Annotated in this window: 26 protein-coding genes and 1 other annotated feature; of the genes, 8 read left to right on the top strand and 18 right to left on the bottom strand. The window is 45.6% G+C overall.

The window, feature by feature from the left end:
• Positions 1–27 precede the first annotated feature (27 nt).
• The 3 genes from OB236_RS26585 to lspA are packed head-to-tail and all read right to left on the bottom strand — an operon-like array spanning position 28 to position 2,643.
• The gene (locus OB236_RS26585; RefSeq protein WP_262686681.1) at positions 28–1,182 is read right to left on the bottom strand and encodes an aminotransferase A; all 1,155 of its coding nucleotides are present in this window, start codon (positions 1,180–1,182) and stop codon (positions 28–30) included.
• A gap of 17 nt (positions 1,183–1,199) precedes the next feature.
• Positions 1,200–2,147, bottom strand: coding sequence for an RluA family pseudouridine synthase (locus tag OB236_RS26590; RefSeq protein ID WP_262686682.1), 948 nt, complete (start codon positions 2,145–2,147; stop codon positions 1,200–1,202).
• A gap of 4 nt (positions 2,148–2,151) precedes the next feature.
• Complete coding sequence (gene lspA, locus OB236_RS26595; protein WP_262686683.1) at positions 2,152–2,643, bottom strand: signal peptidase II; 492 nt, start codon at positions 2,641–2,643, stop codon at positions 2,152–2,154.
• Between the two features lie 120 nt (positions 2,644–2,763).
• Between lspA and OB236_RS26600 the strand changes: the two genes are divergently transcribed.
• Entirely contained in the window at positions 2,764–3,531 is a 768-nt protein-coding gene (locus OB236_RS26600) for a TraR/DksA C4-type zinc finger protein (protein ID WP_262686684.1), read from the top strand.
• Here the strand turns inward: OB236_RS26600 and OB236_RS26605 are convergent, their stop codons facing one another.
• The 12 genes from OB236_RS26605 to spoIIGA form a co-directional block, all read right to left on the bottom strand.
• Positions 3,532–3,816, bottom strand: a complete 285-nt coding sequence (locus OB236_RS26605) for a DUF5665 domain-containing protein (protein ID WP_256223325.1) — start codon at positions 3,814–3,816, stop codon at positions 3,532–3,534.
• A gap of 119 nt (positions 3,817–3,935) precedes the next feature.
• Positions 3,936–6,704: an isoleucine--tRNA ligase gene (gene ileS / locus OB236_RS26610; protein ID WP_262686685.1), complete on the bottom strand. Its 2,769-nt coding sequence runs from the start codon at positions 6,702–6,704 to the stop codon at positions 3,936–3,938.
• Positions 6,705–6,748: 44 nt separating this feature from the next.
• Positions 6,749–7,008, bottom strand: a binding site (T-box leader).
• A gap of 40 nt (positions 7,009–7,048) precedes the next feature.
• Entirely contained in the window at positions 7,049–7,528 is a 480-nt protein-coding gene (locus OB236_RS26615; RefSeq protein ID WP_076228324.1) for a DivIVA domain-containing protein, read from the bottom strand.
• Between the two features lie 144 nt (positions 7,529–7,672).
• Complete coding sequence (locus OB236_RS26620) at positions 7,673–8,464, bottom strand: YlmH family RNA-binding protein (RefSeq protein WP_262686686.1); 792 nt, start codon at positions 8,462–8,464, stop codon at positions 7,673–7,675.
• Entirely contained in the window at positions 8,461–8,721 is a 261-nt protein-coding gene (locus OB236_RS26625) for a YggT family protein (RefSeq protein ID WP_076228326.1), read from the bottom strand. Before OB236_RS26625 ends, OB236_RS26620 begins: the two co-directional genes overlap by 4 nt.
• 41 nt (positions 8,722–8,762) lie before the next feature.
• Positions 8,763–9,185: a cell division protein SepF gene (locus OB236_RS26630; protein WP_240413799.1), complete on the bottom strand. Its 423-nt coding sequence runs from the start codon at positions 9,183–9,185 to the stop codon at positions 8,763–8,765.
• Between the two features lie 97 nt (positions 9,186–9,282).
• Positions 9,283–9,966 carry a YggS family pyridoxal phosphate-dependent enzyme gene (locus tag OB236_RS26635; protein WP_262686687.1) on the bottom strand — a complete coding sequence of 228 codons (684 nt, stop codon included), beginning with the start codon at positions 9,964–9,966 and terminating at the stop codon, positions 9,283–9,285.
• A 14-nt stretch (positions 9,967–9,980) separates the two neighbouring features.
• Positions 9,981–10,838, bottom strand: a complete 858-nt coding sequence (pgeF, locus tag OB236_RS26640) for a peptidoglycan editing factor PgeF (protein WP_262686688.1) — start codon at positions 10,836–10,838, stop codon at positions 9,981–9,983.
• 164 nt (positions 10,839–11,002) lie between these two features.
• Positions 11,003–11,308, bottom strand: coding sequence for a YlmC/YmxH family sporulation protein (locus tag OB236_RS26645; RefSeq protein WP_262686689.1), 306 nt, complete (start codon positions 11,306–11,308; stop codon positions 11,003–11,005).
• 162 nt (positions 11,309–11,470) lie between these two features.
• On the bottom strand, positions 11,471–12,253 hold the full coding sequence (gene sigG / locus OB236_RS26650) for an RNA polymerase sporulation sigma factor SigG (protein WP_076227444.1): 783 nt from the start codon (positions 12,251–12,253) through the stop codon (positions 11,471–11,473).
• Between the two features lie 210 nt (positions 12,254–12,463).
• A complete protein-coding gene (gene sigE / locus OB236_RS26655) occupies positions 12,464–13,186 on the bottom strand; it encodes an RNA polymerase sporulation sigma factor SigE (protein ID WP_076227446.1) in 723 nt (240 codons plus the stop codon).
• A 30-nt stretch (positions 13,187–13,216) separates the two neighbouring features.
• Positions 13,217–14,146, bottom strand: a complete 930-nt coding sequence (gene spoIIGA, locus OB236_RS26660; protein WP_262686690.1) for a sigma-E processing peptidase SpoIIGA — start codon at positions 14,144–14,146, stop codon at positions 13,217–13,219.
• 262 nt (positions 14,147–14,408) lie between these two features.
• Between spoIIGA and OB236_RS26665 the strand changes: the two genes are divergently transcribed.
• Genes OB236_RS26665 through OB236_RS26695 form a run of 7 tightly spaced genes read left to right on the top strand, consistent with a single transcriptional unit; the run spans position 14,409 to position 21,965 of the window.
• A complete protein-coding gene (locus OB236_RS26665) occupies positions 14,409–15,407 on the top strand; it encodes a beta-ketoacyl-ACP synthase III (protein WP_262686691.1) in 999 nt (332 codons plus the stop codon).
• Complete coding sequence (locus OB236_RS26670; RefSeq protein WP_262686692.1) at positions 15,397–16,620, top strand: ATP-grasp domain-containing protein; 1,224 nt, start codon at positions 15,397–15,399, stop codon at positions 16,618–16,620. Before OB236_RS26665 ends, OB236_RS26670 begins: the two co-directional genes overlap by 11 nt.
• Entirely contained in the window at positions 16,617–17,606 is a 990-nt protein-coding gene (locus OB236_RS26675; protein WP_262686693.1) for an NAD-dependent epimerase/dehydratase family protein, read from the top strand. The genes OB236_RS26670 and OB236_RS26675 overlap by 4 nt, the downstream gene beginning before the upstream one ends.
• The gene (locus OB236_RS26680; protein WP_262686694.1) at positions 17,603–18,523 is read left to right on the top strand and encodes an MBL fold metallo-hydrolase; all 921 of its coding nucleotides are present in this window, start codon (positions 17,603–17,605) and stop codon (positions 18,521–18,523) included. The genes OB236_RS26675 and OB236_RS26680 overlap by 4 nt, the downstream gene beginning before the upstream one ends.
• Before the next feature lie 27 nt (positions 18,524–18,550).
• A complete protein-coding gene (locus tag OB236_RS26685; protein ID WP_262686695.1) occupies positions 18,551–19,900 on the top strand; it encodes a F390 synthetase-related protein in 1,350 nt (449 codons plus the stop codon).
• Positions 19,875–21,035: a GNAT family N-acetyltransferase gene (locus OB236_RS26690; protein ID WP_262686696.1), complete on the top strand. Its 1,161-nt coding sequence runs from the start codon at positions 19,875–19,877 to the stop codon at positions 21,033–21,035. The genes OB236_RS26685 and OB236_RS26690 overlap by 26 nt, the downstream gene beginning before the upstream one ends.
• An 18-nt stretch (positions 21,036–21,053) precedes the next feature.
• Entirely contained in the window at positions 21,054–21,965 is a 912-nt protein-coding gene (locus OB236_RS26695; protein ID WP_262686697.1) for an SDR family oxidoreductase, read from the top strand.
• A 61-nt stretch (positions 21,966–22,026) separates the two neighbouring features.
• Here OB236_RS26695 and ftsZ read toward each other — a convergent pair whose 3' ends face one another.
• The 3 genes from ftsZ to OB236_RS26710 all read right to left on the bottom strand — a co-directional run bounded on the left by ftsZ (position 22,027) and on the right by OB236_RS26710 (position 25,587).
• The gene (gene ftsZ / locus OB236_RS26700; protein WP_076227460.1) at positions 22,027–23,151 is read right to left on the bottom strand and encodes a cell division protein FtsZ; all 1,125 of its coding nucleotides are present in this window, start codon (positions 23,149–23,151) and stop codon (positions 22,027–22,029) included.
• Positions 23,152–23,198: 47 nt separating this feature from the next.
• Positions 23,199–24,452, bottom strand: coding sequence for a cell division protein FtsA (gene ftsA / locus OB236_RS26705; protein ID WP_076227462.1), 1,254 nt, complete (start codon positions 24,450–24,452; stop codon positions 23,199–23,201).
• A 271-nt stretch (positions 24,453–24,723) separates the two neighbouring features.
• Positions 24,724–25,587, bottom strand: coding sequence for a cell division protein FtsQ/DivIB (locus tag OB236_RS26710; RefSeq protein WP_262686698.1), 864 nt, complete (start codon positions 25,585–25,587; stop codon positions 24,724–24,726).
• Positions 25,588–25,710: the final 123 nt, after the last annotated feature.

Below are 25,710 nucleotides of genomic sequence, written 5' to 3' on the forward strand. Positions count from 1 at the left end.
CTTAACCGGTACAAGGAGCTTTACTGTTTACAATTTGCGAACGAAATCTTCCATGCGATCTAGCGCTTGTTCCAAAACTTGCCTACTGTAAGCATAGGATATCCGGATGTAGCCTTCTCCATAGATGGAAAATGCATCACCTGGCACAACAGCAACCTTATGCTCATTCAACAACCTCATTGTAAAATCCATCGAGGATAGCTTAAATCTTTCTATTGATGGAAATAAATAAAAAGCTCCCTCCGGCTTTTCCAGTTCGAATCCCATCTGCAGTAAGCGATTGTACACATAGTCTCTACGCTGCATATAAGCTTCCTTCATAGGCAATGCATCATCCACACCGTTCGTCAGCGCCTCCAGCGCCGCATATTGGCTGATCGAGCTTGCACATGTCACATTGTACTGGTGCACTTTAACCATATGCTTAGCCACATACTCCGGTGCAAAAACGAATCCGATCCGCCATCCGGTCATCGAGTGCGATTTGGACAATCCATTAATGACAATCGTTTTCTCCCGCATGGAAGGAATCGTAGCGATGGAGACATGGGGTTGATCGTAAATAAGTTCACTATAAATTTCATCGGAAATGACAAATATCGATTTTTGCTCCAACAGACTTGCGATATCTGCGAGCTCCTGACCACTCACAACCCGTCCCGTTGGATTGGATGGATAACATAAAATGATGCAGCGGGTTTTGTCTGTAATGTGAGGCTCTATCAGCTCGGCTGTCAGTTTAAAGCCATTACTTCGCGTATCGACATAAATCGGTACGCCTCCGCACAATCGAATCAAGGGCTCATAACCTGGATATATCGGCCCTGGAATCAATACTTCACTGCCGGGCTCCAGGATCGTCCTTAACGTAATATCCAGTGCCTGACTTGCCCCTGTCGTGACGATAACTTCTGATTCCGGTGTATAGTGCATCTCATATTTATTCCGTACAAAAGCAGCAGCTGCCTGGCGAAGCTCCAGAAGCCCTGGGTTTGCCGTGTAAGTCGTTTTATGTGCATCGATTGCCAGTTTGGCGGCCTGCAATATATGATCAGGTGTCGGAAAATCCGGCTGACCGATGGTTAAAGAAAGTGCATCCGGAAACTGACTAACCAGATTAGCGATTTTTCGGATTCCCGATATTTGAATATCCTTCACACCGGGATTGATCAAATGTTCCATTGTCGGTTCCCCAATCTTTAGCGATTTTTCAATATGTGGATCAAATGCTGCATATCCGCAGGAATTTCCGCTTCAAACTGCAAATGCTCCCCGGTTCTCGGGTGTGTGAAGCCAAGTATGGCCGCATGCAGGGCTTGTCCATCCATCGTTGCGCCTTTGCCGCGGGAAGGTCCGTATGCCGGATCTCCTACTAAGGGATGCCCTATAAACTTCATGTGCACACGAATTTGATGGGTTCTGCCGGTTTCAAGCCTTAGCTCCAGTAAGGTATGATCACCATAGCGTTCAAGCACAGCAAAATGCGTTACTGCCTTCTTACTGTTGCGCTCTGTTACGGTATACAATTTACGATCGAACGGGTCCCGGCCTATTGGTGCATCTACCGTACCTTGCTCATGAGTCACATTCCCGTGCACAACAGCCAAATATTTTCTGACCACCGTATGTTCCTTCAGCTGCGCGGCCAATGATTGGTGAGCTGTATCATTTTTGGCAGCCATCAGCAATCCCGAGGTATCTTTATCAATTCGATGGACGATTCCAGGGCGCATCACCCCATTAATCCCGGATAAATCTTGACAATGGTACAGTAGTGCGTTAACCAATGTACCGCTATAATGGCCAGGAGCTGGATGAACAACAAGCCCTCTTGGCTTATTGATGACAATCATGTCCCCATCCTCGTAAACCACTTCGAGCGGAATGTTCTCAGCTGTCAGATTCAATTCTTCCGGTTCAGGTGTAATCAGCTCCAGTTGGTCACCTGCGGACAGCTTATAATTCGCCTTAACAGGTGCACCATTGACTTTCAGATGGCCGTCCTTGATCCATTGCTGGACCAGACTGCGGGATACGTCCTCATCCGATGCTTCAGCCACGAATTTATCAACCCGTTCACCTTGATCCTGAGCCTCTGCAATCCATTCTTTCCGATTCTCCAATTCTTCTTGTTCAGAAACAGACATAAGATTACGCGCCTCTCTTTTCTTTTCTCCAGCTGATGATGGAATCGATAAAAATGAGTGCTACACCAATGCAGATCGCTGAATCCGCAATATTAAAAATCGGATAGGTATAGTCAACAGGGCTACCAAAACCATTAAATTGGAAACGAAATTTCAGAAAGTCGACCACTTCACCAAACAAAGCCCGATCAACAAAGTTCCCCAATGCTCCACCCAATAGCAGGCATAGTGCAACGGGCAGCAGCTTTTTACCCTCTTTATAGCTTTTGCGAAGATAAATAATAATACCAGCTGCAACCACCAACGTGATCACAATAAAAAACCACCGTTGGTCCTGCATAATGCCAAAAGCAGCACCCCGATTCCGGTGTGACGTAATTTGAAAAAATTCACCAATAACCGAAACCGCTTCATTCAATTCAAGCCGATTCACAATCAGCCATTTGGTAACCTGATCCAAGATCAGTACCACTAACGCATATAAATAATATCTCAACGCTACAGCTCCTTTTTCGCTTCCTGCTCCTGATTTACGCCTTAGACCCATGATTTACCTATGTAAAAAACTTCGTTTCTGCAAAAAATAGCAGCAATGCTTTCAAAGGAGGCGTACTTAATGACTCATGATCCTCATCCAATCAGCTCTCAGCAATTGCAATCGTTACGCTCAATTTTACTTGAAGAAAAACAATGGCTGGAGAAAGAGAGAGAAAGCAACAGCCATTTTGGTCTCTCCGACTCCCTTCGTGATCAGACGGGTGAGCTATCCACTAATGATAACCATCCTGCCGATTTAGGGTCAGAAATGTTTGAACGCAGTAAAGATATAGCTTTAAACGTTAATCTGGAAAGTCATTTTACCCAAGTTGCAGAAGCACTGGAACGAATCGACAATGGTCAATATGGCATCTGCCAGAGCTGTGGCGCTCCTATTTCTTTTGAACGACTAGAGGCTGTGCCTACTACCTTATATTGCAAAAAACACGTCCCTGATGCTCCTGACATGGAATATCGTCCAGTTGAAGAAGATATTCTGGCCCCGCCGTTCGGCAGAACGAGTCTGGACGAACTGGATAAGGAAACCGAATTTGACGGCGAAGATGCCTGGCAAATCGTTGAAAGCTGGGGCAGCTCCAATTCACCTGCTATGGCAGACAACCCTAACATTTCAAATAACTATAACGACATGGAAATTGAAGCTGACGAGCAGGTTGGCTACGTGGAAGCTTTTGAAAGCTTTTTGGCAACGGATATATATGGTCAACATGTTACTTTGATCAGAAATCGAGCCTATAACGAGTATATCCATAACAATGAAGGTGAAGGTTTGCTAGAGCTTGATCCGCAGGATGGCGAAGATGATACTTATACGGATCTCACTTAGCTAATAGGTTCTTCCCTCCAATTGATACTGGACATGCTTGATGATATCAGCTATATAGTCTCCGATTATCGGCAAATTCAAAGCTCCCAACAATTGAAGAACATACAGAATTGTCGTAGCAAACACAGTAAAGCCAATCGCGATCCCGACACCTCTTGCTAAACCAGCCAGTAAATTCGAGAAAATGAGCTTACGCGGACTGTTGAGCAGATCCACATAATCGGCAATTTGGGTTCGTTCCATCTGATTTGCAATCTTGGTCACTTGCTGGTGGATACTTTCCATAAGCTTCCGGTCCGGCAATGTTTGATGTCCGCTCAAGCCCATTCCTCCAGACTTTCTCATCAGACTCATCCCGGTAGCAGGATCTTTTGCTTTCTGCCGCGGGATGAGTCCCATTCTGATTAAACCTCTACCCTCTGCTTGATAACCTCCGCGCAGCGTTTGCATAAGGTCGGATGATCTGCATCCAGACCCACATCCTTGGTAACATTCCAGCAGCGCTCACATTTTTCACCTTCAGCTATTTTCACCTGTACAGACAACCCTTTGGATGAACGAGCACCCTCTGGTGCCGTCTTTCCAGCCTCATGGACCTCAACAGCAGAAACAATAAACAATTGCTCCAATTGTTCTAAGCCAGCTAACAGCTGCGCTTGCTCCGCATTAGGATATAGATGAACCGCTGCACCAAGCGAATTTCCGATCATTTTTTCCTTACGTGCATCCTCCAAAGCCTTCAGAACATCATCACGAACAACGATAAACTGCTCCCACTTGGATTCCATCTTTTCATCGAACAGCGTCGTATCCACTTCCGGCAGCTCGCTTAGTTGAATGCTGTCCAACTCAGTACCTGGAATGTACTTCCATACTTCATCCGCGGTATGCGGCAAAATCGGAGCAATTAACTTAGTTATTACCGTCAAGGCATCATATAATACGGTTTGTGCTGCTTTTCTACCCGAATCGGACGGGGCGCTTGCGTAAAGTCTGTCTTTAATAATGTCCAGATAAAAAGCACTCATCTCCACGGCGCAGAAATGGTGTACAGACTGATACACAATATGAAACTCATAGGCGTCGTATGCCTTGATAACACGGTCTGTCATCCGGTTCAAACGTGCCAGTGCAAAACGGTCCAGCTCATTCATTTGGTCAGGAGCCACACGATCTGCTGTCGGGTTAAAGTCAGATAAATTCCCCAGCAGGAAACGCAGCGTGTTCCGAATCTTGCGATACACTTCCGTAATTTGATTCAAAATATTGTCCGAAATACGCACATCGGATTGGTAATCAACCGAAGAAACCCACAGGCGTAAAATATCGGCGCCCAGCTTGTCGCATACTTTATTAGGGTCAATGGTATTGCCCAGTGATTTGGACATTTTACGCCCTTCACCATCCAACGTAAACCCATGACTCAAAATTCCTTTATACGGCGATTGTCCGTGCACAGCAACACCCGTAATTAAAGAAGAATTGTACCAGCCTCGATATTGGTCAGAGCCTTCCAAATACAGATCTGCGGGCCATTCCAGCTCGTCTCTTGTTTCAAGAACAGCTACGTGACTGGAGCCCGAATCAAACCATACGTCCATGATGTCGGTTTCCTTACGGAATTCAGTATCCCCGCTTATCGGGCAAACCGTACCTTCTGGCAATAGCTCGGATGCATCCTTTTGAAACCAGGCATTGGAACCTTCACGTTCAAAAATTTGAGCCACATGCTCAATCGTTTCTTTATTGACGAGCGGCACATTGCTGTTTCGTCCGTAAAAAATCGGAATCGGTACTCCCCACACCCGTTGACGTGAAATGCACCAATCGCCACGATCTGCGATCATGTTATGCAGACGAACCTCGCCCCAAGCCGGAGTCCATTTTACCTTTTTGATTTCCTCCAACATTTCTTCACGAAACTTGTCTACAGATGCAAACCACTGCTCGGTGGCACGGAAAATAACCGGCTTCTTTGTCCGCCAATCATGCGGATATTGATGCTGGATCAAGCTCATATGAAGCAAATGCCCTGATTCTTTCAGCATTTCGGTGATCACTTTATTGCCTTTATCGTAGAACATCCCTTCAAAGCCTGGCGCTTCTGCCGTAAAATGACCTTGATCATCCACAGGACACAGCACACCGAGATTGTAGCGTTGACCAATCACAAAGTCATCTTCCCCGTGACCCGGCGCCGTATGTACACAGCCCGTACCCGCTTCCAGTGTGACATGATCTCCTACCATGACAAGTGATGTCCGATCGTAGAACGGATGCTGACACAACACATGCTCAAGCTCACTGCCTTTAATTTGCGACAATACCTTAACATCTGTCCAACCAATTTCTTTGGATACGGCTTCGAGTAAGCCTTGAGCTACCACATACTTCTTACCATCCACTTCGACAAGCGCGTATTCGAAATCAGGATGCAAGGAAATACCCAGATTGGCAGGCAGCGTCCAAGGTGTCGTTGTCCAAATCACAATCGAAGCATCCTCAGGCAGCTTGCCTTTACCGTCTTTCACTTGAAAAGCGACATACACAGAAGTAGACGTTTTATCCTGGTATTCGATTTCTGCTTCAGCGAGTGCACTTTCCGAGGACGGAGACCAATAAACAGGCTTAAGTCCCTTATAAATATAGCCTTTGTTCACCATTTCACCGAATACGCGGATCTGCTGAGCTTCGTATTTGGACTGTAGTGTAATATAGGGATTGTTCCAATCGCCACGAACGCCTAAGCGTTTGAATTGCGCCTTCTGCCGTTCAACCGATTGCAGTGCGTAGTCCTTACAATATTCACGAAACTCGTGAACACTCATTTTTTTACGATCAATTTTATCGTTGTTGGCAACAGCTTGCTCAATCGGCAAACCATGTGTATCCCACCCAGGAACGTAGGGCGCGTCGTAGCCCTGCATCGTTTTGAAACGTACAATAATATCCTTCAGTACCTTGTTCAACGCATGTCCAATATGAATATCACCATTCGCATAAGGAGGGCCATCATGCAAAATAAACTTAGGTTTTCCCTTGCGGCTCTCCTGTACCTTGCTATAAATATCAATTTCTTCCCAATGCTGCTGCATACCTGGCTCTGCTTGCGGCAAGTTGCCTCTCATCGGAAAATCAGTTTGTAATAAGTTTAATGTTTTGCCATAATCCATTAGTGTCCATCTCCTTCGTTATATACAAAAAAACCTCCCATCCCCATAGGGACGAGAAGCCTCGCGTTACCACCCTGATTAAGACTTGCAGCTGTGCGCCAGACTTCTGTTCAGAAATCTTCGGCTTGCAGCCCAATAGCCTTCACTCAATAATCGTTAACGGGATTAGCCGATCCTCTCTACTGCTGTGGTTCAAGAGAATGCTCCTGGGTGATTTTCCATTACTGCAAAGATCGGGCTCGCACCAATCCCCGACTCGCTTTCCTTGCGTACGTAACCTACTCTTCCCACTCATCGCTTTTTGTGATCATTGTAGCAGTTTATTTTGCAATAGGCAAGCCGACTTAAGCTTGTTCAATTTCGATCCGTTCCATAGCATTCCAATCTTCTTGACCGAGCAGTTCAAGCTGTGCTTCCAACAAAGTGCGAAAGCGTGTACGATAGATCGAAGCCTGCTTTTTGAGCTCTTCGATTTCCACAGAGATTTTGCGGGATTTGGTCAAGGATTCATTAATAATCCGGTCCGCATTTTTCTCGGCTTCCTTTATAATGAGCTGCGCCTCTTTTTTGGAATTGCTCCTTAACTCGTCGGCAGCTTCCTGAGCCACGATAATGGTCTTGCTCAAGGTTTCTTCGATACTGGAAAAATGATTAAGACGCTCCTGGATCGCAGCAAGCTGATTCTGCAAGTCCTTATTCTCACGGATATTTGCTTCATAATCTTTGATGATTTGGTCCAAAAACTCGTTTACTTGATCTTCATCATAACCTCGGAATGATCGGCCAAATTCTTTATTATGTATATCCAACGGTGTTAAAGCCATTGCTGCACCTCCTGAAAATTTGACATCAGTCCGGGAATCTCCGAGACTTGCTGTCCGACGCGTATTGCTATATTCGACGACACCTTCGTTATTTCCTTCATTTATCCAAAAAAACCTGAAAATTTTAACAAAAAAAATCGGCAATCACGCATATTTGCCGATTCTTAACCGATATCTTCCTTTTTTCGTGACACCTTCTACTTCCAGCACCTGAAACCGCCCAAAGCCTTGCAAGGATACAACATCACCTGATTTCAAAGGCTTGCTCGGATCCTCTTCCTGCTTCCAGTTCAGCTTGCAGCGTCCCGCTTTAATGGGAATCAGGATTTTGGCACGGCTCAGATGATAAACGTCACTGACAATACCATCCAAGCGAAGCGAAGCCACAGACAGCGTCATTTCTTCGAGCCTCGTAGGGGACACTTGCAGTTGGTCAATCGTTAGCTGCTGGGTCTGAACATGCACGCGATGCACCTGCTGCAAATTGAGTCGCATATAATCAGCTACTTCTGATGCCACGATAAACTGACAGCCCTGATCGGTTACATAAATATCTCCGACTTTCTCACGCTTCATACCGAGCGCAAGAATCGAACCCATGTAATCCCCATGGTCCAGATCCTTCAGCTGATTGTCCAATGATGTAACAGAAATCAGGCTGATTCCCATATCCTCTTTATCCAACGCACGATATTCAGGTGCTACAAAAGCTCTCTTTCGTTCGGATTGCTCATGTCCACCATCAAACCGGATATGAATATCCATGCTTCGATTTGCAAGCGTAGATAAAATGAAAGCCTGCCTGGGGTCCAGAAAATCGGTTAATTTAACCATATGCTGTTCCGCCCGCGCGATCCATTCGGCAGCCTTATCTACAAAACGATGCTCATCCGGATGAAAGTGGGTGTATACTTGCTCCCTGTTCTTCTCCATCATTTAATAAAAAACAACAGAACAGCTGCAATACCTTGCCCAACAAAGCGTAAAGCAATTAGCGCAACGATCGGCGAGATATCGATAACTCCGGCGATAGGTGGAATAAACCGACGAAAAATGGACAAATACGGTTCACACAGCTTGCCCAATATTTCACCAATAAAGCTTTCTTTTGCACTAGGCAGCCATGATAACAGCACGTAGGCGATCAGCATGTATGTATAGATTTCAATAAGTGTGTTAACGTAGCCAACAATAGCAAACAAACGATTCACCTCGATTTAGAATGTGGTTGGAGCTAGCCCTCGTTATTCAGTATTTCCGAAATCGAGCCATGAATTTCAACCGTGTCCGGTGTGCACAGAAAAATATTAGGACCAATTTTGGAAATCGAACCATTGAGCGCATAAACAGTGCCGCTTAAAAAGTCAACAATGCGGGTTGCCTGATCCGGACGAACCAGATGAAGATTGACAACGACTGGGCGGCGTGAACGCAAGTGGTCGGCAATTTCCTGTGTGTCCTCATAGGACTTTGGCTCATTCAGTATGACTCTCACTTGCTTGGCTGAATGTATGCTGACAATGTTTCCTTTATTTTTACGTTGCTCCACGGGATTGGTTTCATGTTCTTCGGCATGCTCAGTGACATGTTCACGTTCCGTGATCTCTTCTTCTTCCTGAATCCCGATAAAATTCATAAACTTATTCATCACACCCATCACAAATCTCCTCCTTATAGTTTTCGTATAAAACTGTCTTCGTAAGCATCACCTTATAGTTTTCGTATAAAACTGACTTCCTAAGCATATTGCGCGGCTATTCTTTACCTACTAATACGGTTCCGAGACGTATCCAGGTCGCGCCTTCTTCGATAGCGACTTCAAAATCATTGGACATGCCCATAGATAAATGCTTAATTTCATAACCCAATACCTGTTCGCGATTTAATTCATCCCGCAATCGACGAAGCTCACGAAATACCGGTCTGGTCGATTCAGGCTCTGCTTCATAGGGCGCCATTGTCATCAAGCCAACTATTCGGATATGCGGCATATCTCGCAGCTTGTCAACAAAAGAGGCCAGTTCCTCAGGAGGCAGTCCATATTTGGTCTCTTCCCCGGATACATTCAGCTGTATAAAGCAGGATACAGTCAGACTCTGAGCGGCAGCCTTCTTTTCAATTTCGGTAGCTAGGGATAGCCGGTCAAGTGAATGAATGTAAGCGAATTTACCAATGACATCCTTTACCTTGTTCGTTTGCAAATGCCCTATAAAATGCCACACTGCCTGATCATGAAAAACTTCCCACTTGGGCTGAACATCCTGCCAACGGTTTTCCCCAATATGGTTCATCCCCAAACGGATGGCCTCACCTGTGGTTGCAAGCGAAACATACTTCGTTACAGCAATGATCTGAACATCTTGACGGTCTCTATTCGCACGGTCACATGCTTCCTTGACTTTATCTTCTACAAATTCAATATGCTGATTCAGCTTCAAACGGGAGGTCACCTCTATTCATACAAACCAATCCAGGCAGCCATTCTGCCTGTTTTTCCCGCTTCTTTGCGATGAGAAAAAAAGATATCGGAGCGGCAGCTTGTGCATAAACTACTCATTTCGATATGGGATGGCATAATTCCTGCTTTTATCATAATTTGTCGGTTCATTTGTTGCAAGTTTAAGTTGTATTTCCCATTCTGTTTGCTTTCATAGATAGGGATGTTTCCATTTGCTTCTGTATTGGATATGTCTAACTTCTGCATGAGCGAGCTAAATTGCGAGACCACAGTATCATTTACCTCATAACAGCACCCTTGAATCGACGGGCCTATTGCAGCCATTACGTGCTCTGCCTTCGTTCCATATTCCTGATGCATAAGGTTCAACGTATGAGTTGCTATTTGAAGTACAGTCCCTTTCCACCCCGCATGAGCTAGTCCGATCACACGCCCCACCGGATCGTAAAAATACAGGGGCACACAATCAGCAAACATCACGTGCAGAAACAGACCAGACTCATTGGTTATAAAAGCATCCGTTGCTTGAATCGCTCGTTCACGCGAATCGATACCTGCCCCAGCATGGGACCGGGTTACTTTAAGCACCTTATTTCCGTGAACCTGCTCCGCATAAGTGCACTGTTGTAAATCGACATGCAGAGCTTCTGCTAATTTATGACGATTGGTTACGACATCCTCATGTATATCCTCAACATGCAAACCGCAGTTCAAGCTGCCAAATTCACCGCTGCTAACGCCTCCATGACGCGAGGTGAAACCGGCTGTAAGTCCGCTGTCGCGTTCCATCCAGCTGCGTATAAACAACAATTCGCACCCATTATCAGCTTGCTCCGGCACGAACGGCTCCATAGTTGTAAGACCCCCTTCGTCAATCTGTCAGTTATCCATTTCGGTGTGTGTAAGTTTCCTGTATGCTTGACAGCTTACTCATATCCGCTTTCTACCAGTATACACGAAGCCGCGCTAAACAGCACCCCTTATGCAGCCCGATCTTGGCATATACATTCGTTTTCTTAGCCTTGTCCCCGATATTGTTTATTAAATTCATGATACGCCTCAGGCTCTTCTTTTTGGCGAAAGCTGCGAACATCATCAATTTTGACCAGAACGACATCCATTCCGATTTTCACGATATTTTTCCAGGGGATAACGACATCAGTTGAGCCCCCAAACCAGCCAAAAAACCGGCCGCTGTTAGGCACAATAATCGACTCAATGGTCCCATTGCGCAGATCCAGCTCCAAATCGCTGATTTGACCTAGCTTCTTTCCGTCCACAATATTGATTACGTCCTTGGTTTGAAAATCTGATATTTTCACGTTGCTACCACCACGTATTCATTGGATTGTTGATCTCTTTTATTTACTATATGTGAGACTTGGGCAAAATGTCATCTTCCACAAAAAAACCTCCCTGCTGATTTCAGCAGAGAGGCCGGCAAGGAAAGTTCCCCTTCCATATTAGGTGATTCGGACAAGCGATTAGTTTTTGACATACTTTTGCATTTGTGAAATCGCCGATTTTTCCAGACGCGATACCTGAGCCTGCGAAATGCCGATCTCGTCTGCTACCTCCATCTGTGTTTTGCCATCAAAGAACCGCATGGACAAAATCATCTTTTCCCGGGTATTCAGCTTGTGCATCGCTTCACGCAGGGCTATTCCCTCAATCCATGACACATCCTTATTCCGATCATCACTAATTTGATCCATCACATAGATCGGGTCGCCGCCATCATGATAGATCGGCTCAAACAAAGATACAGGGTCCTGAATCGCGTCCAGAGCAAATACGACATCTTCCTTTGGAACATTCAAGGCTTCAGATATTTCATAAATAGTCGGTTCGCGCGAATTTTGATTCGTCAGGCTGTCACGTACCTGCAAAGCTTTATAAGCGATATCCCGCAATGATCGGGATACCCGGATTGGATTGTTGTCTCGTAAGTAACGGCGGATTTCACCAATGATCATCGGTACCGCGTAGGTAGAAAATTTAACATTTTGGCCTAAATCAAAATTATCTATCGCCTTCATAAGTCCGATACATCCCACTTGAAACAGATCATCTACAAATTCGCCGCGATTATTGAAACGTTGAATCACACTCAGCACCAGTCTCAGATTGCCATTCACCAGCTTCTCTCTGGCCGATCGTTCATGAAGGGTCTGTAATTTTACGAATAATTCGCGCATTTCTGCATTAGTTAGTACAGGAAGCTTTGCAGTATCTACACCACAAATCTCGACTTTGTTTCGGGTCACCGTGATTACCTCCCAAGGAGAAACATTACTGTTAATTATCTCCTTGAGGTGTATTTTTATTCGTGGCCTAATTTCGATAAATTTATTAGGCAAGCGCTACCAATTTAGGCTTAATAACAAAGGTTCCGCTTTCATGAGTATAAAAAATACTTTTATTACTGCCAAAAAAGCCCCGGATTGGGCCCGGAGCTGCTGAAATCCATTTGAGATCTACACCATCTTGTTAAACTCTTTACGCAGTCGCTTAATAATTCTTTTTTCGAGACGGGATATATAAGATTGGGAAATTCCAAGCATATCCGCAACATCCTTTTGCGTCTTCTCTTCTCCATTCTGTAGACCGAAGCGTAGCTCCATAATCGTTCTTTCGCGTTCGGAAAGCTTATCCAAAGCCTTGTGCAGCAGCTTGCGATCGACCTGCTCCTCTATATTACGGTAAATCGTATCATTTTCGGTACCCAGGACATCCGACAAGAGCAGCTCATTGCCATCCCAATCAATGTTTAAAGGCTCATCAAAAGAAACTTCACTGCGGATTTTGTTATTCCGGCGCAAGTACATCAAAATTTCGTTCTCGATGCAACGAGAGGCGTAAGTGGCCAGCTTGATTTTTTTCTCGGGATCAAAAGTATTTACCGCTTTTATTAGCCCTATTGCGCCAATCGAGACCAGATCCTCAATATTAATGCCGGTGTTCTCAAATTTGCGGGCAATGTACACGACCAGCCTCAGGTTACGTTCAATCAGCATGGCTCGAATGGCCGAATCACCTGTCGTCAGCTTGCCAAGCAAATATTCTTCCTCTTCACGGGTAAGCGGCGGCGGCAAGGCCTCGCTCCCTCCTATGTAGTAAATTTCCTCGCTTTTGAGCTTCAGCATCATCATCAGACGGTAGTAGCTGATTTGCATACGCAGCTTCCATTTTAACAGCATGATCCTTATCCTCCTTACGCTTGTTGTAGGTTATCTCTGCATCAGCATGGGGTGTATGATAGCTTGGTATGAATTATCAGAGCTGAGCTTGCCTCCATCCAGTCCAATGAGCACCTTGTGCGATTCATTTTGCTTGTCCTGATAACTGATAATCACTCGATCCGGCTTAATGGCCAGCATAAACTGGGTGGATTTATTGATCCCACGATAAGGTACAAGCCGCAGCCGGTCCTGCCATATGAAGGGGTCGGTCTCATCGTCGGTCCCGATCGCCGCTATCATTTGATCCACCTCAGCATCACGAATCTTCCTCATCCATGACTCAGAAATGTAGTCCTGACATTGTGAGACTTCCAGCACCATAACCGGTGTACGGGTCAACGGATCGTATAACTGGTTTCCGGTATCAATCAAACCTGTGCAGTGCAGCTGCACCGCACCGATCTCAATGTGAACCTGAGCAAAAAAAGAAGTCAACTCCTCTCGCTGCCTAGCACTTTGGAACACCTTCTTGTAGAATCCAATCACCGCGATCAATGCAATGGCAATGAATGTAACACCAAATTGCAGTTCGTGCGTCAAGCCTCCGGACTGGCTGATCACCATACCGTTCAGCACTTCATTCGAGTTTGCCCACAAATAATGGATCCCCAGAATACCTCCGGCAGCTACAAAGTTAATCAGATAAAAGGCACCCAAATTACGCAAATAATGCTGCAGGCTGGCAAAACCAAAGCTGATGACAATCATGATTAATGCAAAGCACAGTTTAACAACAAAAGTAAACATAAAAGATAATGCCGGAACAAACATAAACACGACATACATCGCCCCGATGCCTGCTCCGATCACAAGTCTCCACCAAACAATCGGAATTTTGCGCATTCGCGCCGTCGTATACAGCAGCAAACCATCAATGACCAAATTCATCAGGAAAATAAGATCCACATAAACGATCATCGTTATTTTCCTTTCCTCGTAAGCGGCTACAGAGACAAGTATATATAACTTTATTTCCAAAGTCTGTCTAACGGTGAAGCCATAATGTGGCTTTTTTTGTTTAACACTGTCGTTATTACAACGTCGGTGATCCATGACTCGCTTTGTTCAAAAGGATTCAATATAACAATGTCGAATTGGGTACTAGATGAATATAGTACTTTTCATTCTCCGGCATTTCTTTACAATATAGGGTAAATGGACATCGGAAGGGAGAATCATCATGAAACCACGTAAAGTGAAGATCGTTGGAAGCGGAATCTATTTACCTAAACAGTTGATTACTAGCGATGACATGGATCTTAAATTACAGGTTCCTTCTGGTTGGGTTCTCAGGAAATCAGATGTCAGAACCCGGCATTTCATTCAGGATGAGACCGCAGCGGAAATGGGTGCGAGTGCAGCATATGGAGCACTCGCAAACGCTGGACTTACTTTTGCAGATATTGATTGCATCGTATGTACGAGTGGAACGATGCAGCAGCCGATACCTTGTACAGCAGTTTTAATCCAAAAGGCCATGCAGCAGGAGCATTCGGGGATACCCTGCTTTGATATCAATTCGACCTGCCTTAGCTTTGTTACTGGTCTAGACACCATGTCTTACCTGATCGATGCAGGAAGATACCGCCGTGTCCTGCTTATAGCCACAGAGATTGCGTCGGAGGGAATTAATTGGACCGATAAAGAAAGTGCTTCCTTGTTTGGGGATGGCGCCGCTGCCGTCGTGATTGAACGGTCAACCGATACCGATAGCTCGGCTATACTCCACGCAGCTATGGAAACCTACAGCTCCGGGGCCCATCTGTCCGAGATTAAAGCAGGTGGAAGCTTGCAGCATGCCAAACAGCATACGACTACCAATGCAGATAACTATTTGTTCCAAATGAACGGTCAAGCCATATTCAGGATGGCCTCCAAGCTGCTTCCCCGCTTTGTCGAGCAGCTGCTCACAAAAGCACAATTGCGTATGGCCGATATAAGCTTGGTTATTCCACATCAAGGCAGTGCCATGGCCATGAGATTGCTGCGTAAACGATTAGATATTTCCGAGGAGAAACTGCTTTACATTACACCAACGTTCGGGAACACTATCGCAGCATCGATTCCTATCGGACTTCACGAAGCCATACGTCTTGGCAAAATTTTAAGGGGTGACCGCATAATGCTGCTTGGCACTTCTGCCGGACTTTCTTTAGGAGGCATTGTGCTTGAGTACTAATACGGGAATGAACATTCTGCTAACCGGAGGACGTGCACCCGTTGCATTGGAATTAGCAAGGATGCTAGCCAAGGCCGGCCATCGTGTCGATCTTGCAGAAAGCATAACTCATCATCTTTGCAGAAAATCCAAAGCCATTGCCCAAAGCTTTCTCGTTCCTAAACCTAATCAAGAGCCTGATGCGTATATTTCGGCTTTGTCTCGAATTATTGGGCAGCGAAACATTCAGGTGCTCCTGCCTACCTGTGAAGAGATCTTTTGGATTGCGCGAGGACTAACGAAGCTTCAAAGCCTTTGCAAGGTCATCTCAGCACCTTTGGAGCAATTGAGGCGTCTTCATAGTAAGTGGGAGTTTATCCGGCGTGCGGAGGCGTTTGGCTTCGCAATACCTCAAACACAAATTTTTCATAATACAAAAGAATGGGCGAATGTATGTAATGTAGAACACTCATGGCTCGAAGCAGGCTTTGTATTAAAGCCGGTTTTCTCGCGTTTTGGTGCGAATGTCCAGTTATTTGGCCCAGATTGCTCGGTTGCAGACAGACTCAGACGTCTACAAACCAACCACGGCATAACAGCCACGTCGGGTCAGCCCTGGATCATTCAGCGATATATAAAAGGGAGACCGCTCTGCACATATAGTGTGGCATGGGAGGGTGTCGTAGCTGCCCATTCCGCTTATGAAGTGGAATATACGGCGAACCAAGGGGCTTGTGTATACTACAAGCAGCTTCAGCACTCACAAGCTTTGAGCTGGGTGCAATCCTTCGTACAAAAAGAGCATTTCAGCGGACAAATCGCTTTTGACTTTGTGGAATCCTATGAAGATGGTATCTTGTATCCAATCGAATGCAACCCACGGGCAACAAGTGGCGTTCATTTGTTTAGCCAGGAGGACAAACTTGTTGAAGCGCTTATCCATCCTGAAGACTTATCCCAACATGCATGTAGGCAGCCGCAGACTAATCAAGCTGCCATGCTGTCCATACCTATGCTGGCTTATGGACTGAATAAGGAACGAACCTGGGCGGCCATCTGTCACTGGTGGGCACAGTTTGTCTCGGCACGAGATGTCATATGGCAAGTCCGAGACCCGTTGCCCTTCCTGGAGCAAATTCCGCTAATGCTGGACGCTTGGCGGCTGAGCCACACGCAAGCAATATCCATCACTGCAGCGATGACTTATGATATTGAATGGAATGGTGAAGCATGAAAGCACTCGTAACAGGAGGAACAGGATTTCTCGGAGGCCGTTTGGCTGAGCGTCTGCTGGACGCAGGTTCGGAAGTGACGATTATTGGACGTAACGCCGCGATAGGCGTCAAGTTCGCAGCCAAAGGTGCGAGATTCATAGAGGCGGATCTTCGCGATGAGCAAGCCATTGTCAACGCATGCCTGGGTCAGGAAGCGGTCTTCCATTGTGGAGCCTTGTCTTCACCGTGGGGAACCTATCGCGACTTCTTTGAAACAAACGTAAAAGGTACTCGGCATATCCTGCATGGATGCCGGATTCATAAGGTGCAGCGGCTTGTACATGTGTCTACACCAAGCGTCTATTTCAATTTTACAGATCGTTTGAACATTTCAGAAGCAGACCCACTTCCGACCCGATTTGCCAATGCTTACGCGGCTACCAAACGGCTAGCCGAAGTGGAGGTTTTGCAGGCTATTTCAGCGGGACTTCAGGCTATGATCATCCGTCCTCGTGCTATCTTTGGTCCGGGCGACAGCTCCATACTGCCGCGAATCATTAGAGCCAATGCTTCACGTGGAGTTCCGATCATTAATGGGGGTCATGCATGGATGGATCTAACCTATATTGATAACGTCGTAGATGCATTGCTGCTCTGCCAACAAGCTCCGGACTTGGCATGGGGACGCATATTCAATATCTCTAACGATGAGCCTGTTCAGTTATCGACAATCATACCTAGATTATTCGCTATGCTCGATATTCCGCTCCGAGCAAAGGCTGTATCCTACCGAGCTGCATATGGATTAGCCGCTATGCTGGAGCTGGCAGCGTATCTACTGCCTGGTAACCACGAACCATTACTAACCCGATACAGTGTCGGAATTCTGGGACGGAGCCAGACGCTGGATATTAGCGCAGCACGCCAGATGCTGGGTTATACACCACAAGTTAGTATCGAAGAAGGCTTGCAAGCATTTGCAGCGGTTTGGAGGACACCCCTTTGAGACCCTTTCAGCTGTCTCCTATCCACCAGATTCACTTCTTACGTGCCGGTTACTGCACACATCGGGAATGGGTGACCATTCGTGGAGGAACTTTCCGCTCCGTTCGCTTCCCAGCTGGCTTTGCTTGTATCGAGCATCCGACAATGGGCCTCATTCTATTTGACACAGGATATTCAGAACGATTTCTGATAGAAACATCCTCCTATCCAGCGAGCCTGTACCGCTATCTGACCCCTGTTTATTTCAGTGAAGCCGATCGTGCTCTTACTCAGCTTCAACGGATTGGCTATGAAGCACAGGATGTCGCTCTCATTATTATTTCTCATTTTCACGGGGATCATATTGCCGGATTGCGTGATTTCCCTCGGGCCCAATTTATGTATGCAGCGGAGGCCTATGAGCAGGTTCGTAACCTGCAAGGTTTGGCAGCCGTAAGGGCTGGCTATTTACCGAATCTGCTTCCTGATGATTTTGAAGAGCGATCTATTGCCATCACCTTCAATCCATCCTTCGCTGTACCATCAAGCAGCTCAATGACCATGAGCGCTTTATCAAAGGGAAGCACGCCAGCCTCTTCTTTCTGGCCTATGCACGCCGCACTCCCGCCAGAAAGTCCGTTTACATCAGGCATCGATTTACTCGGAGATGGCAGTATGATCGCTGTCGATCTGCCAGGTCATGCCGAGGGCCAGATCGGACTATTGGTATCTACGAATCAACAGGATTATTTCCTGTGCGCCGATGCAGCGTGGTCCAGTAAAGCCATCCGCTTCAATTTACCGCCGCATCCATTAGCAGGGCTAATCATGTCCAATCGTCAAGGCTACCGAGCTACCTTTAATAAGCTGATACAATTGTATCAAAGGTTTCCTTCTCTACAAATAGTACCCTCACACTGCACAGAGGTTCCAAAATGATAATCGGGAAAAGGAGTGATGTTAAGGATGCTGAACCGCAAAGCGACTGTCCTCTGGCACTATTTCCTTGATCGTTATCTGCATAGATGGGCAAATCGCCGTGCCTTTGAAGAGTGGCAGGAAGCCAAAGTGATAGCACATTTACAGCTTATTCGAGAGTCCTCAGCCTTTTATCAGGAATTGTGGAACGGCCTCACTACATCCAAGTGGCGGGAGTTTCCTATTATTGACAAGCAGATCATGATGGATCATTTCGATAGCTTGAACACAGTGGGTATCCGCAAGGAAGAAGCCTTTACTTTGGCGCTGAAAGCAGAGAGTACAAGAGACTTTACACCACAGCTGAATGGGATTACGATAGGCTTATCCTCTGGAACCTCTGGAAACAGAGGGTTATTTGTAGTTAGTCCGCAGGAGCAATATGCTTGGGCAGGGAGGGTGCTCTCCAAGGTTCTGCCAGGCTCCCTTCTTGCCTCACACCGTATCGCTTTTTTTCTGAGAGCCAATAGTAACCTGTATGGGTCCGTCAGTGGGACGAGGCTTCGTTTTGAATTTTTTGATTTAATCGAGCCCATGCAGCAGCATATTTATCGCTTGAATACTTATCTGCCCAATCTCTGGATTGCACCTCCCTCCGTACTCCACTTATTAGCGGATGCCTATCGTCAGGGCAAGCTGATAGCCAAGCCGCAGCGAATGGTTTCAGTAGCCGAGGTGCTCGACCCACTGGATCGGCAATATATCGAATCCGTCTTTCAACTGCCCATACATCAGGTTTATCAGTGTACGGAAGGCTTCTTGGCAGCCACTTGCGCTCATGGAACCCTTCATCTGAATGAAGATATGGTTGCTTTTCAAAAAGAATCTGTTGATGGTGAACATAGGTTCGTTCCGATCTTGACCGACTTCACACGTTTCGCTCAGCCCATCATCCGTTACAGGCTGAACGATCTGCTGGTTGAACGTTCAAGACCTTGCCCGTGTGGTTCCCTTATGACAGGTATAGAAGTTGTAGAGGGCCGCTGTGACGATTTATTTTATTTGCCTCATGCGGTACATCAGGAGCTTGTTCCCGTATTTCCCGATCTGATTACTAGAACCATCATGGGTGCTGCTCCCACTGCCGTCGCTTATCATATTGTGCAGCTTGCTCCCGACCGGATCGAGCTTTCGCTGGAATTCGCTGTCGACACTTCTACCACGATGGATTTCATATATTCGACCGTTCAACTAGCATTAGAAACCTTATTTATCCGGATGAATTGCAAGAAACCGAACATCCTCATGACTCCCTACGAGACCATAGTACCTGGAACAAGAAAATTACGCCGGGTGGAAAGGAGATTCTCCATTGAATCCAGCCATTCAAATCTATAATCACGAGACCATTCATCAGCTGCAATGGCCCGATACTGAGCAAGGAAGTTATGCTAAACGGTATCTACTCCCATTACTAAGTCATTCTCCCACAGCTTTCATAGAAAATGTGACAACCGAGCTTTGGGTTCTCCTTATCGATAATATCGTAATTCCCTTTACTGTTAATGATCAGGAATACGATAATTGCTATGTGTGCTCACCTTATACTCACTATGTCACCTATGCCAAGCAAGAGCTTGCCTTGCTGCAGCAGCCTGTAATTGAGACGATTCTGGCAGCCCTATTGAATACAGTAGGTTTGGGATTACGATTAGGACGGATCAATCAAACAGTCCATATGAACAATTGGCTGCTATCTACTAATTTGTACGTAAATTTGACCAGCCTCCAACTTACGACTATTGTCGATTATATGAGTAAACGTTTCCCGACTCATTCACTAGCCTGGCGTTCACTGAACCCTACAACAACTTCTGCACAATTAGAATCATTAGCAAAACAGGGCTGTAAAATGATCCCAAGCCGGCAAATCTATCTGCTGCCTACGGATCAAATGGGTGGCTTACCCTCCAAGGCACGATGGCTCATCAAACGCGATTATAGCTTAATCGAAAAAAATGGATACGAATTGATAAATCCGGATGAACTCAAAAAAGTCGATATGTCCAGACTGAGAGATCTGTACAATGCACTTTATCTGGATAAATATTCACGCTGCAACCCTTGGCTTAGCGAACGTTTTCTGGATTTGGCCAGACAAGAACGGTTGTTAAACCTGTATGCACTTCGGCATATCGAGTCGGGACGCATCGATGCGGTGCTTGGTTATTTTAACCGCGAGGGGATTATGACGACTCCCGTCTTTGGTTACAACACGGAACTGCCCCAAGCAACAGGACTGTACAGGATGCTCTCAGCCCTGCTTATTCGACTGGCTCTGGAACATGGCTATCTGCTGCATGAAAGCTCTGGTGCGGCTCAGTTTAAACGTAACAGAGGCGCAGCTGCCGACATTGAGTACACGGCAATCTATGATCAGCATCTCCCAGGCTATCGGCGTTGGGGCTGGTCCCTGCTCGGTAGTGTGCTTAATAGAATTGGTGTCCCTATCATGAAAAAGTATAAATTTTAAAGGAAGGGGTCTAGAGCTATGAACACCTCAATCCATTCACCTGCTGACCATCCCTCCTCGATTCCTTCGTCTGAGCCTGTTATCCTGATAACCGGTGCTTCGAGCGGCTTTGGCCTATTAATCTCAATCACTATGGCCAAAAAGGGTTATCGTGTCATCGCTTCCATGCGGGACCTGAGCAACCAAAGCCAGTTGATGGAACAAGCAAGAGCAGCCAAAGTAGAACTGCTGATTGACTGTGTACAATTGGATGTAACTGACCATAGGACAATATCAGAGGTGATTAACGAGACTAAGGAGCGCTATGGCCGAATCGATATTCTCGTCAACAATGCTGGTTTGGCGATAGGTGGTTTTATTGAGGAGGTGCCTATCGAGGCTTGGCGGCAGCAAATGGACATTAATTATTTCGGCTTGGTCGCCGTTACCAAAGCTGTACTGCCCTATATGCGCCAGCAGCGAAGTGGGCATATTTTTAATATTAGCAGTGTGAGCGGGCGTGTCGGTTTTCCAGGGTATGCCCCCTATGTTGCCTCCAAATTTGCCGTTGAGGGTTTCAGTGAGGCACTCCGTCTGGAAATGCAGCCCTTCGGCGTGCAAGTCGTACTGGTTGAACCCGGGGCGTATCCAACAAGTATTTGGAAAAAAGGCTTCGATTCGATACACACTTCTCCCCATTCACCCTATCAGGATCAGTTGGACGCCGTGCTGAATTATTCCAAAAGTACTCTCAATAATGGCGCCGATCCTCAATATATTGCTGATGCCATTGCTCGGATTTCGAGATTGCGTCGTCCCAAACTACGTTATGCAATGGGAAAAGGAGTCCATTTCTTGCTGTTCAGTAAAGTACTGCTCCCCTGGAACTGGATTGAGTCATGCATGCTAAAGTTACTGAAAATAAGAAAAGCTCCTGACCGGAGCCTATAGGGGGGGAGGAAACAAAAAAAAAATGACTTCGATCAGCTCGAAGTCATTTTGCACGATAACCTTATTTATCGTTATTGTTTTTCCCACGGTTACGTAAGAAAGTCGGAATATCCAATTGATCACTTGAAGGTTGGGAACCAAATGGACGTAAATTGTTAACACGGTTATCAACGGGTTCGGATGCCTGCGAAGACATTCCCGAAGGCTTACGCACAGGAGGCTGTGCCGTTGCTTTATGCTCAAAACCTGTTGCAATTACAGTTACCATAATTTCTTCCTTGTACTTCTCGTCAATCACGGCACCAAAAATCATATTGACTTCCAAATCCGCAGCTGAGGCTACAATATCCGCAGCTTCATTAACCTCGTACAAGGAAAGATTGGCTCCACCCGTAATATTCATCAGAACCCCACGCGCACCTTCAATCGATGTTTCGAGCAATGGACTTTGAATCGCCTTTTTGGCAGCTTCAGCTGCACGATTCTCACCTGTTGCCACACCGATTCCCATCAAAGCAGACCCACGTTCCGTCATGATCGTCTTGACATCCGCAAAGTCCAGATTGATCAGCCCCGGTACAGCAATCAAATCCGAAATCCCTTGAACACCCTGACGCAGCACATTGTCAGCCTCACGGAACGCTTCGAGCATCGGTGTTTTTTTGTCTACAATTTCCAGCAATCTATCGTTAGGAATAACGATCAGGGTATCAACCTTTTCTTTAAGGGCAGCAATTCCTTGCTCAGCCTGAGCTGCACGCTTTCTGCCTTCAAAAGTAAAAGGACGTGTAACTACACCTACCGTCAGCGCACCGCATTCTTTGGCTATTTCGGCGATTACGGGTGCAGCACCTGTTCCCGTTCCTCCGCCCATACCCGCAGTTACGAACACCATATCGGCGCCTTTCAGTGTATTCATTACATGTTCTCTTGATTCCTCTGCCGCTTTCTTGCCAACATCCGGATTAGCCCCCGCGCCCAAACCGCGTGTCAGTTTATCGCCGATTTGCAGCTTGTGATCGGATTTGGAATATTGAAGTGCTTGCGCGTCGGTGTTTACCGTAATAAACTCTACACCCTTGACTCCGTTTTCAATCATTCGGTTAACGGCATTACTTCCTCCACCGCCAACACCAATTACTTTTATTTTTGCAAGCTGGTCCATGTCCATATCAAATTCAAACATAGCTGTTATTTTCCTCCTCATTGAGCTTCACTAGCTCGAAATCCCATCTAAATAAATTCGCTCAGCCAATTTTTGAAACGCTCCATAACCGAAGGTTTGTTCTCATTATTGCTAGCTGCAGCTGGTTTTTTAGTTACGGATTTCTTAGCCGAGCCTGCCGATTGTTTCGTAGTTCTCAAATATTTGCAGGCATATTGTATGATTCCTACGCCGCTAGTGTAAGAAGGATCACGAACGCCGATAAAATCAGGCACGGCAATACGTACGGAAGTAGCTAGCTCAGACTGAGCAATCGCCAACATACCCGGCATCGAGAGTGTTCCGCCCGTAAGCACATAACCTCCTGGTAACTCCATATACCCAAGACGTTGTACCTCTAAACCAATTAAATGAAAAATTTCTTGAACACGAGGCTCAACGATATTTGCCAAGTCAATTTGCGAGAACTCCTTGTCCACATTGCTTCCAATCCGATTTACCTTAAATACTTGATCAGCAGCTGCATCCTCGATGACAGCACAGCCAAATTTAAGCTTAATTTTCTCGGCAATATCCGCTTGTGTCCGCAGACCTATGGAAATATCATTCGTTATATACTCACCGCCGATAGGCAAGGTCGAGGTAGCTACCAAATTGTTTTGTTCAAAGATAGCAATCGTCGTTTGTCCCGCACCAATATCTACTAGCACGGTACCGACTGCTTTTTCGTCTCTGGATAAAGACAGGTGACCTGCAGCCAAAGACATCAGGATAAGTCCGGAAACCTTTACTCCGGATTTTTCAACTACACGAAGTAAATTATGTATAGCTGTCTTCGCTCCAGTAATGATGGTTGCTTGTACTTCCAAACGAACACCAATCATACTGCGTGGATCATGAATTTCATCTAGACCATCAACCAAGTATTGATTAGGAACGACGCCAATAATTTCCCGTTCAGGAGCTAAAGGAATGACTTTGGCTGCTTGAATCACACGCTCGATATCTTCGTCTCCAATTTCGCGATCTTCATTGGATACGGCTACAACGCCGTGACTGGTTTGCAAAGAAATATGACTCCCGGAAATCCCAACGTAAACCTCTGTTATTTGAATACCTACCATTCGTTCTGCATGATCAATCGCATTGCGAATTGATTGAACGGTTTGGTCAATATCGACAATGGCTCCTTTGCGAATACCTTCCGAGTCGGCTGATCCAACTCCTATTATATTAATGGCGCCGTTAACGACTTCGCCAATAATAGCACGAACTTTGGATGTACCGATGTCCAAACTAACAATGATGTCATTGCTGCTCAACCCCTTGGCACCTCCTGTGGCTTAAAATTGATTTGAGCTTCATTTTTTTGAGTTTGATTTGATAATTAATTGTAAATTAACGAAATGAAATCTTCTGTACTTATTCAACACGATTGGGATTTTCCCTCTTTTTCAAAAAAAATTCATTAGTTAGATTGATAGAGTGTAAAAATACCCATAGAGATCATTCTATCATTAATTGTTCAGAATGAGTAGAGTGAATAGAAGCATTTTCTCTTATTTTCTTAGCCTTAAGTCCTATTTGCTGGCTTTAAGGACGTTTTTGTGTATCTTTAGGTACATCTTTAGGTACATCTTTTTTTGGATTATTTGGAGCAGGTGTAACAGATTGTGTTTTTTTGTCGATTTTACTTGTATCTTTACCTGCTGGCGTATCAAACGGTGCATGAGTATCAGCTTCGAGAAGCTTGAGTACGCCTGTATTGATTTTATTTTCCTTTAGATTTGCAATGTAGGAGTCTAAATATTGAAGCTTGTCCGGTAAATAACTAATAACCGTAATCACTTCAAATTTGGAACGCGTATACATTTTAATTCGATCCGGATAGGATTCTGTAGGATCTGGTTTAATTTCAGAAATATCCGCTAAATAAGATGGATCCAAGCTGGCAATAACCTGACAGAGCTTGAGCTTCAGAGGGTCACTATCAGCCCACCCTGAAAGAATCGGCTTATCCAGAACAAAGTTCGTTTGCGTACTAATACTGACCACACTGCCATCCGCCAAAATAGCCTGAGGTTGATTGTTTGGATCAAACTGATAGGCGACCTTGGGAAACTCATGAACCTGTATATGAATAAGTCCGGGAAAATGTTTACTCACCTCAGCCGACTCTACCATTTTTAAAGCTCTGACCTGCTTCGCAATAGTGGCAGAGGATTGTGAAAAAAAGTGATCGCCGTTCTTAACAGTAATGGCTTGTCCAATAGCTTCGGGAGCTAAAAGCTCCTGCCCTTCTATTTCGATTTTGGTGATTTTGCTCAAGGAGGACTGGAAAAACAAGACGCAGAGCAACGTTATAAAAAACAGCAATAAAAACACCAGCAGCCTTTTACTGCCTCGGCCTCGTACCTTAGGCTTCTTGATGACAGGTAATCTTTCTTCTGCTTGCAAAGGGTAACCTCCTAAGGGCTTTCCTATGGGAAAGCCTGCTTCGTAAGCATAATCTTAGTTTTCCTTCAGGAAAACTGACTTCGTAAGCATTCTTTCTATTTTATCCGAAATCCTATGAGAGGA

The sequence above is a fragment of the Paenibacillus baimaensis genome, assembly GCF_025567575.1.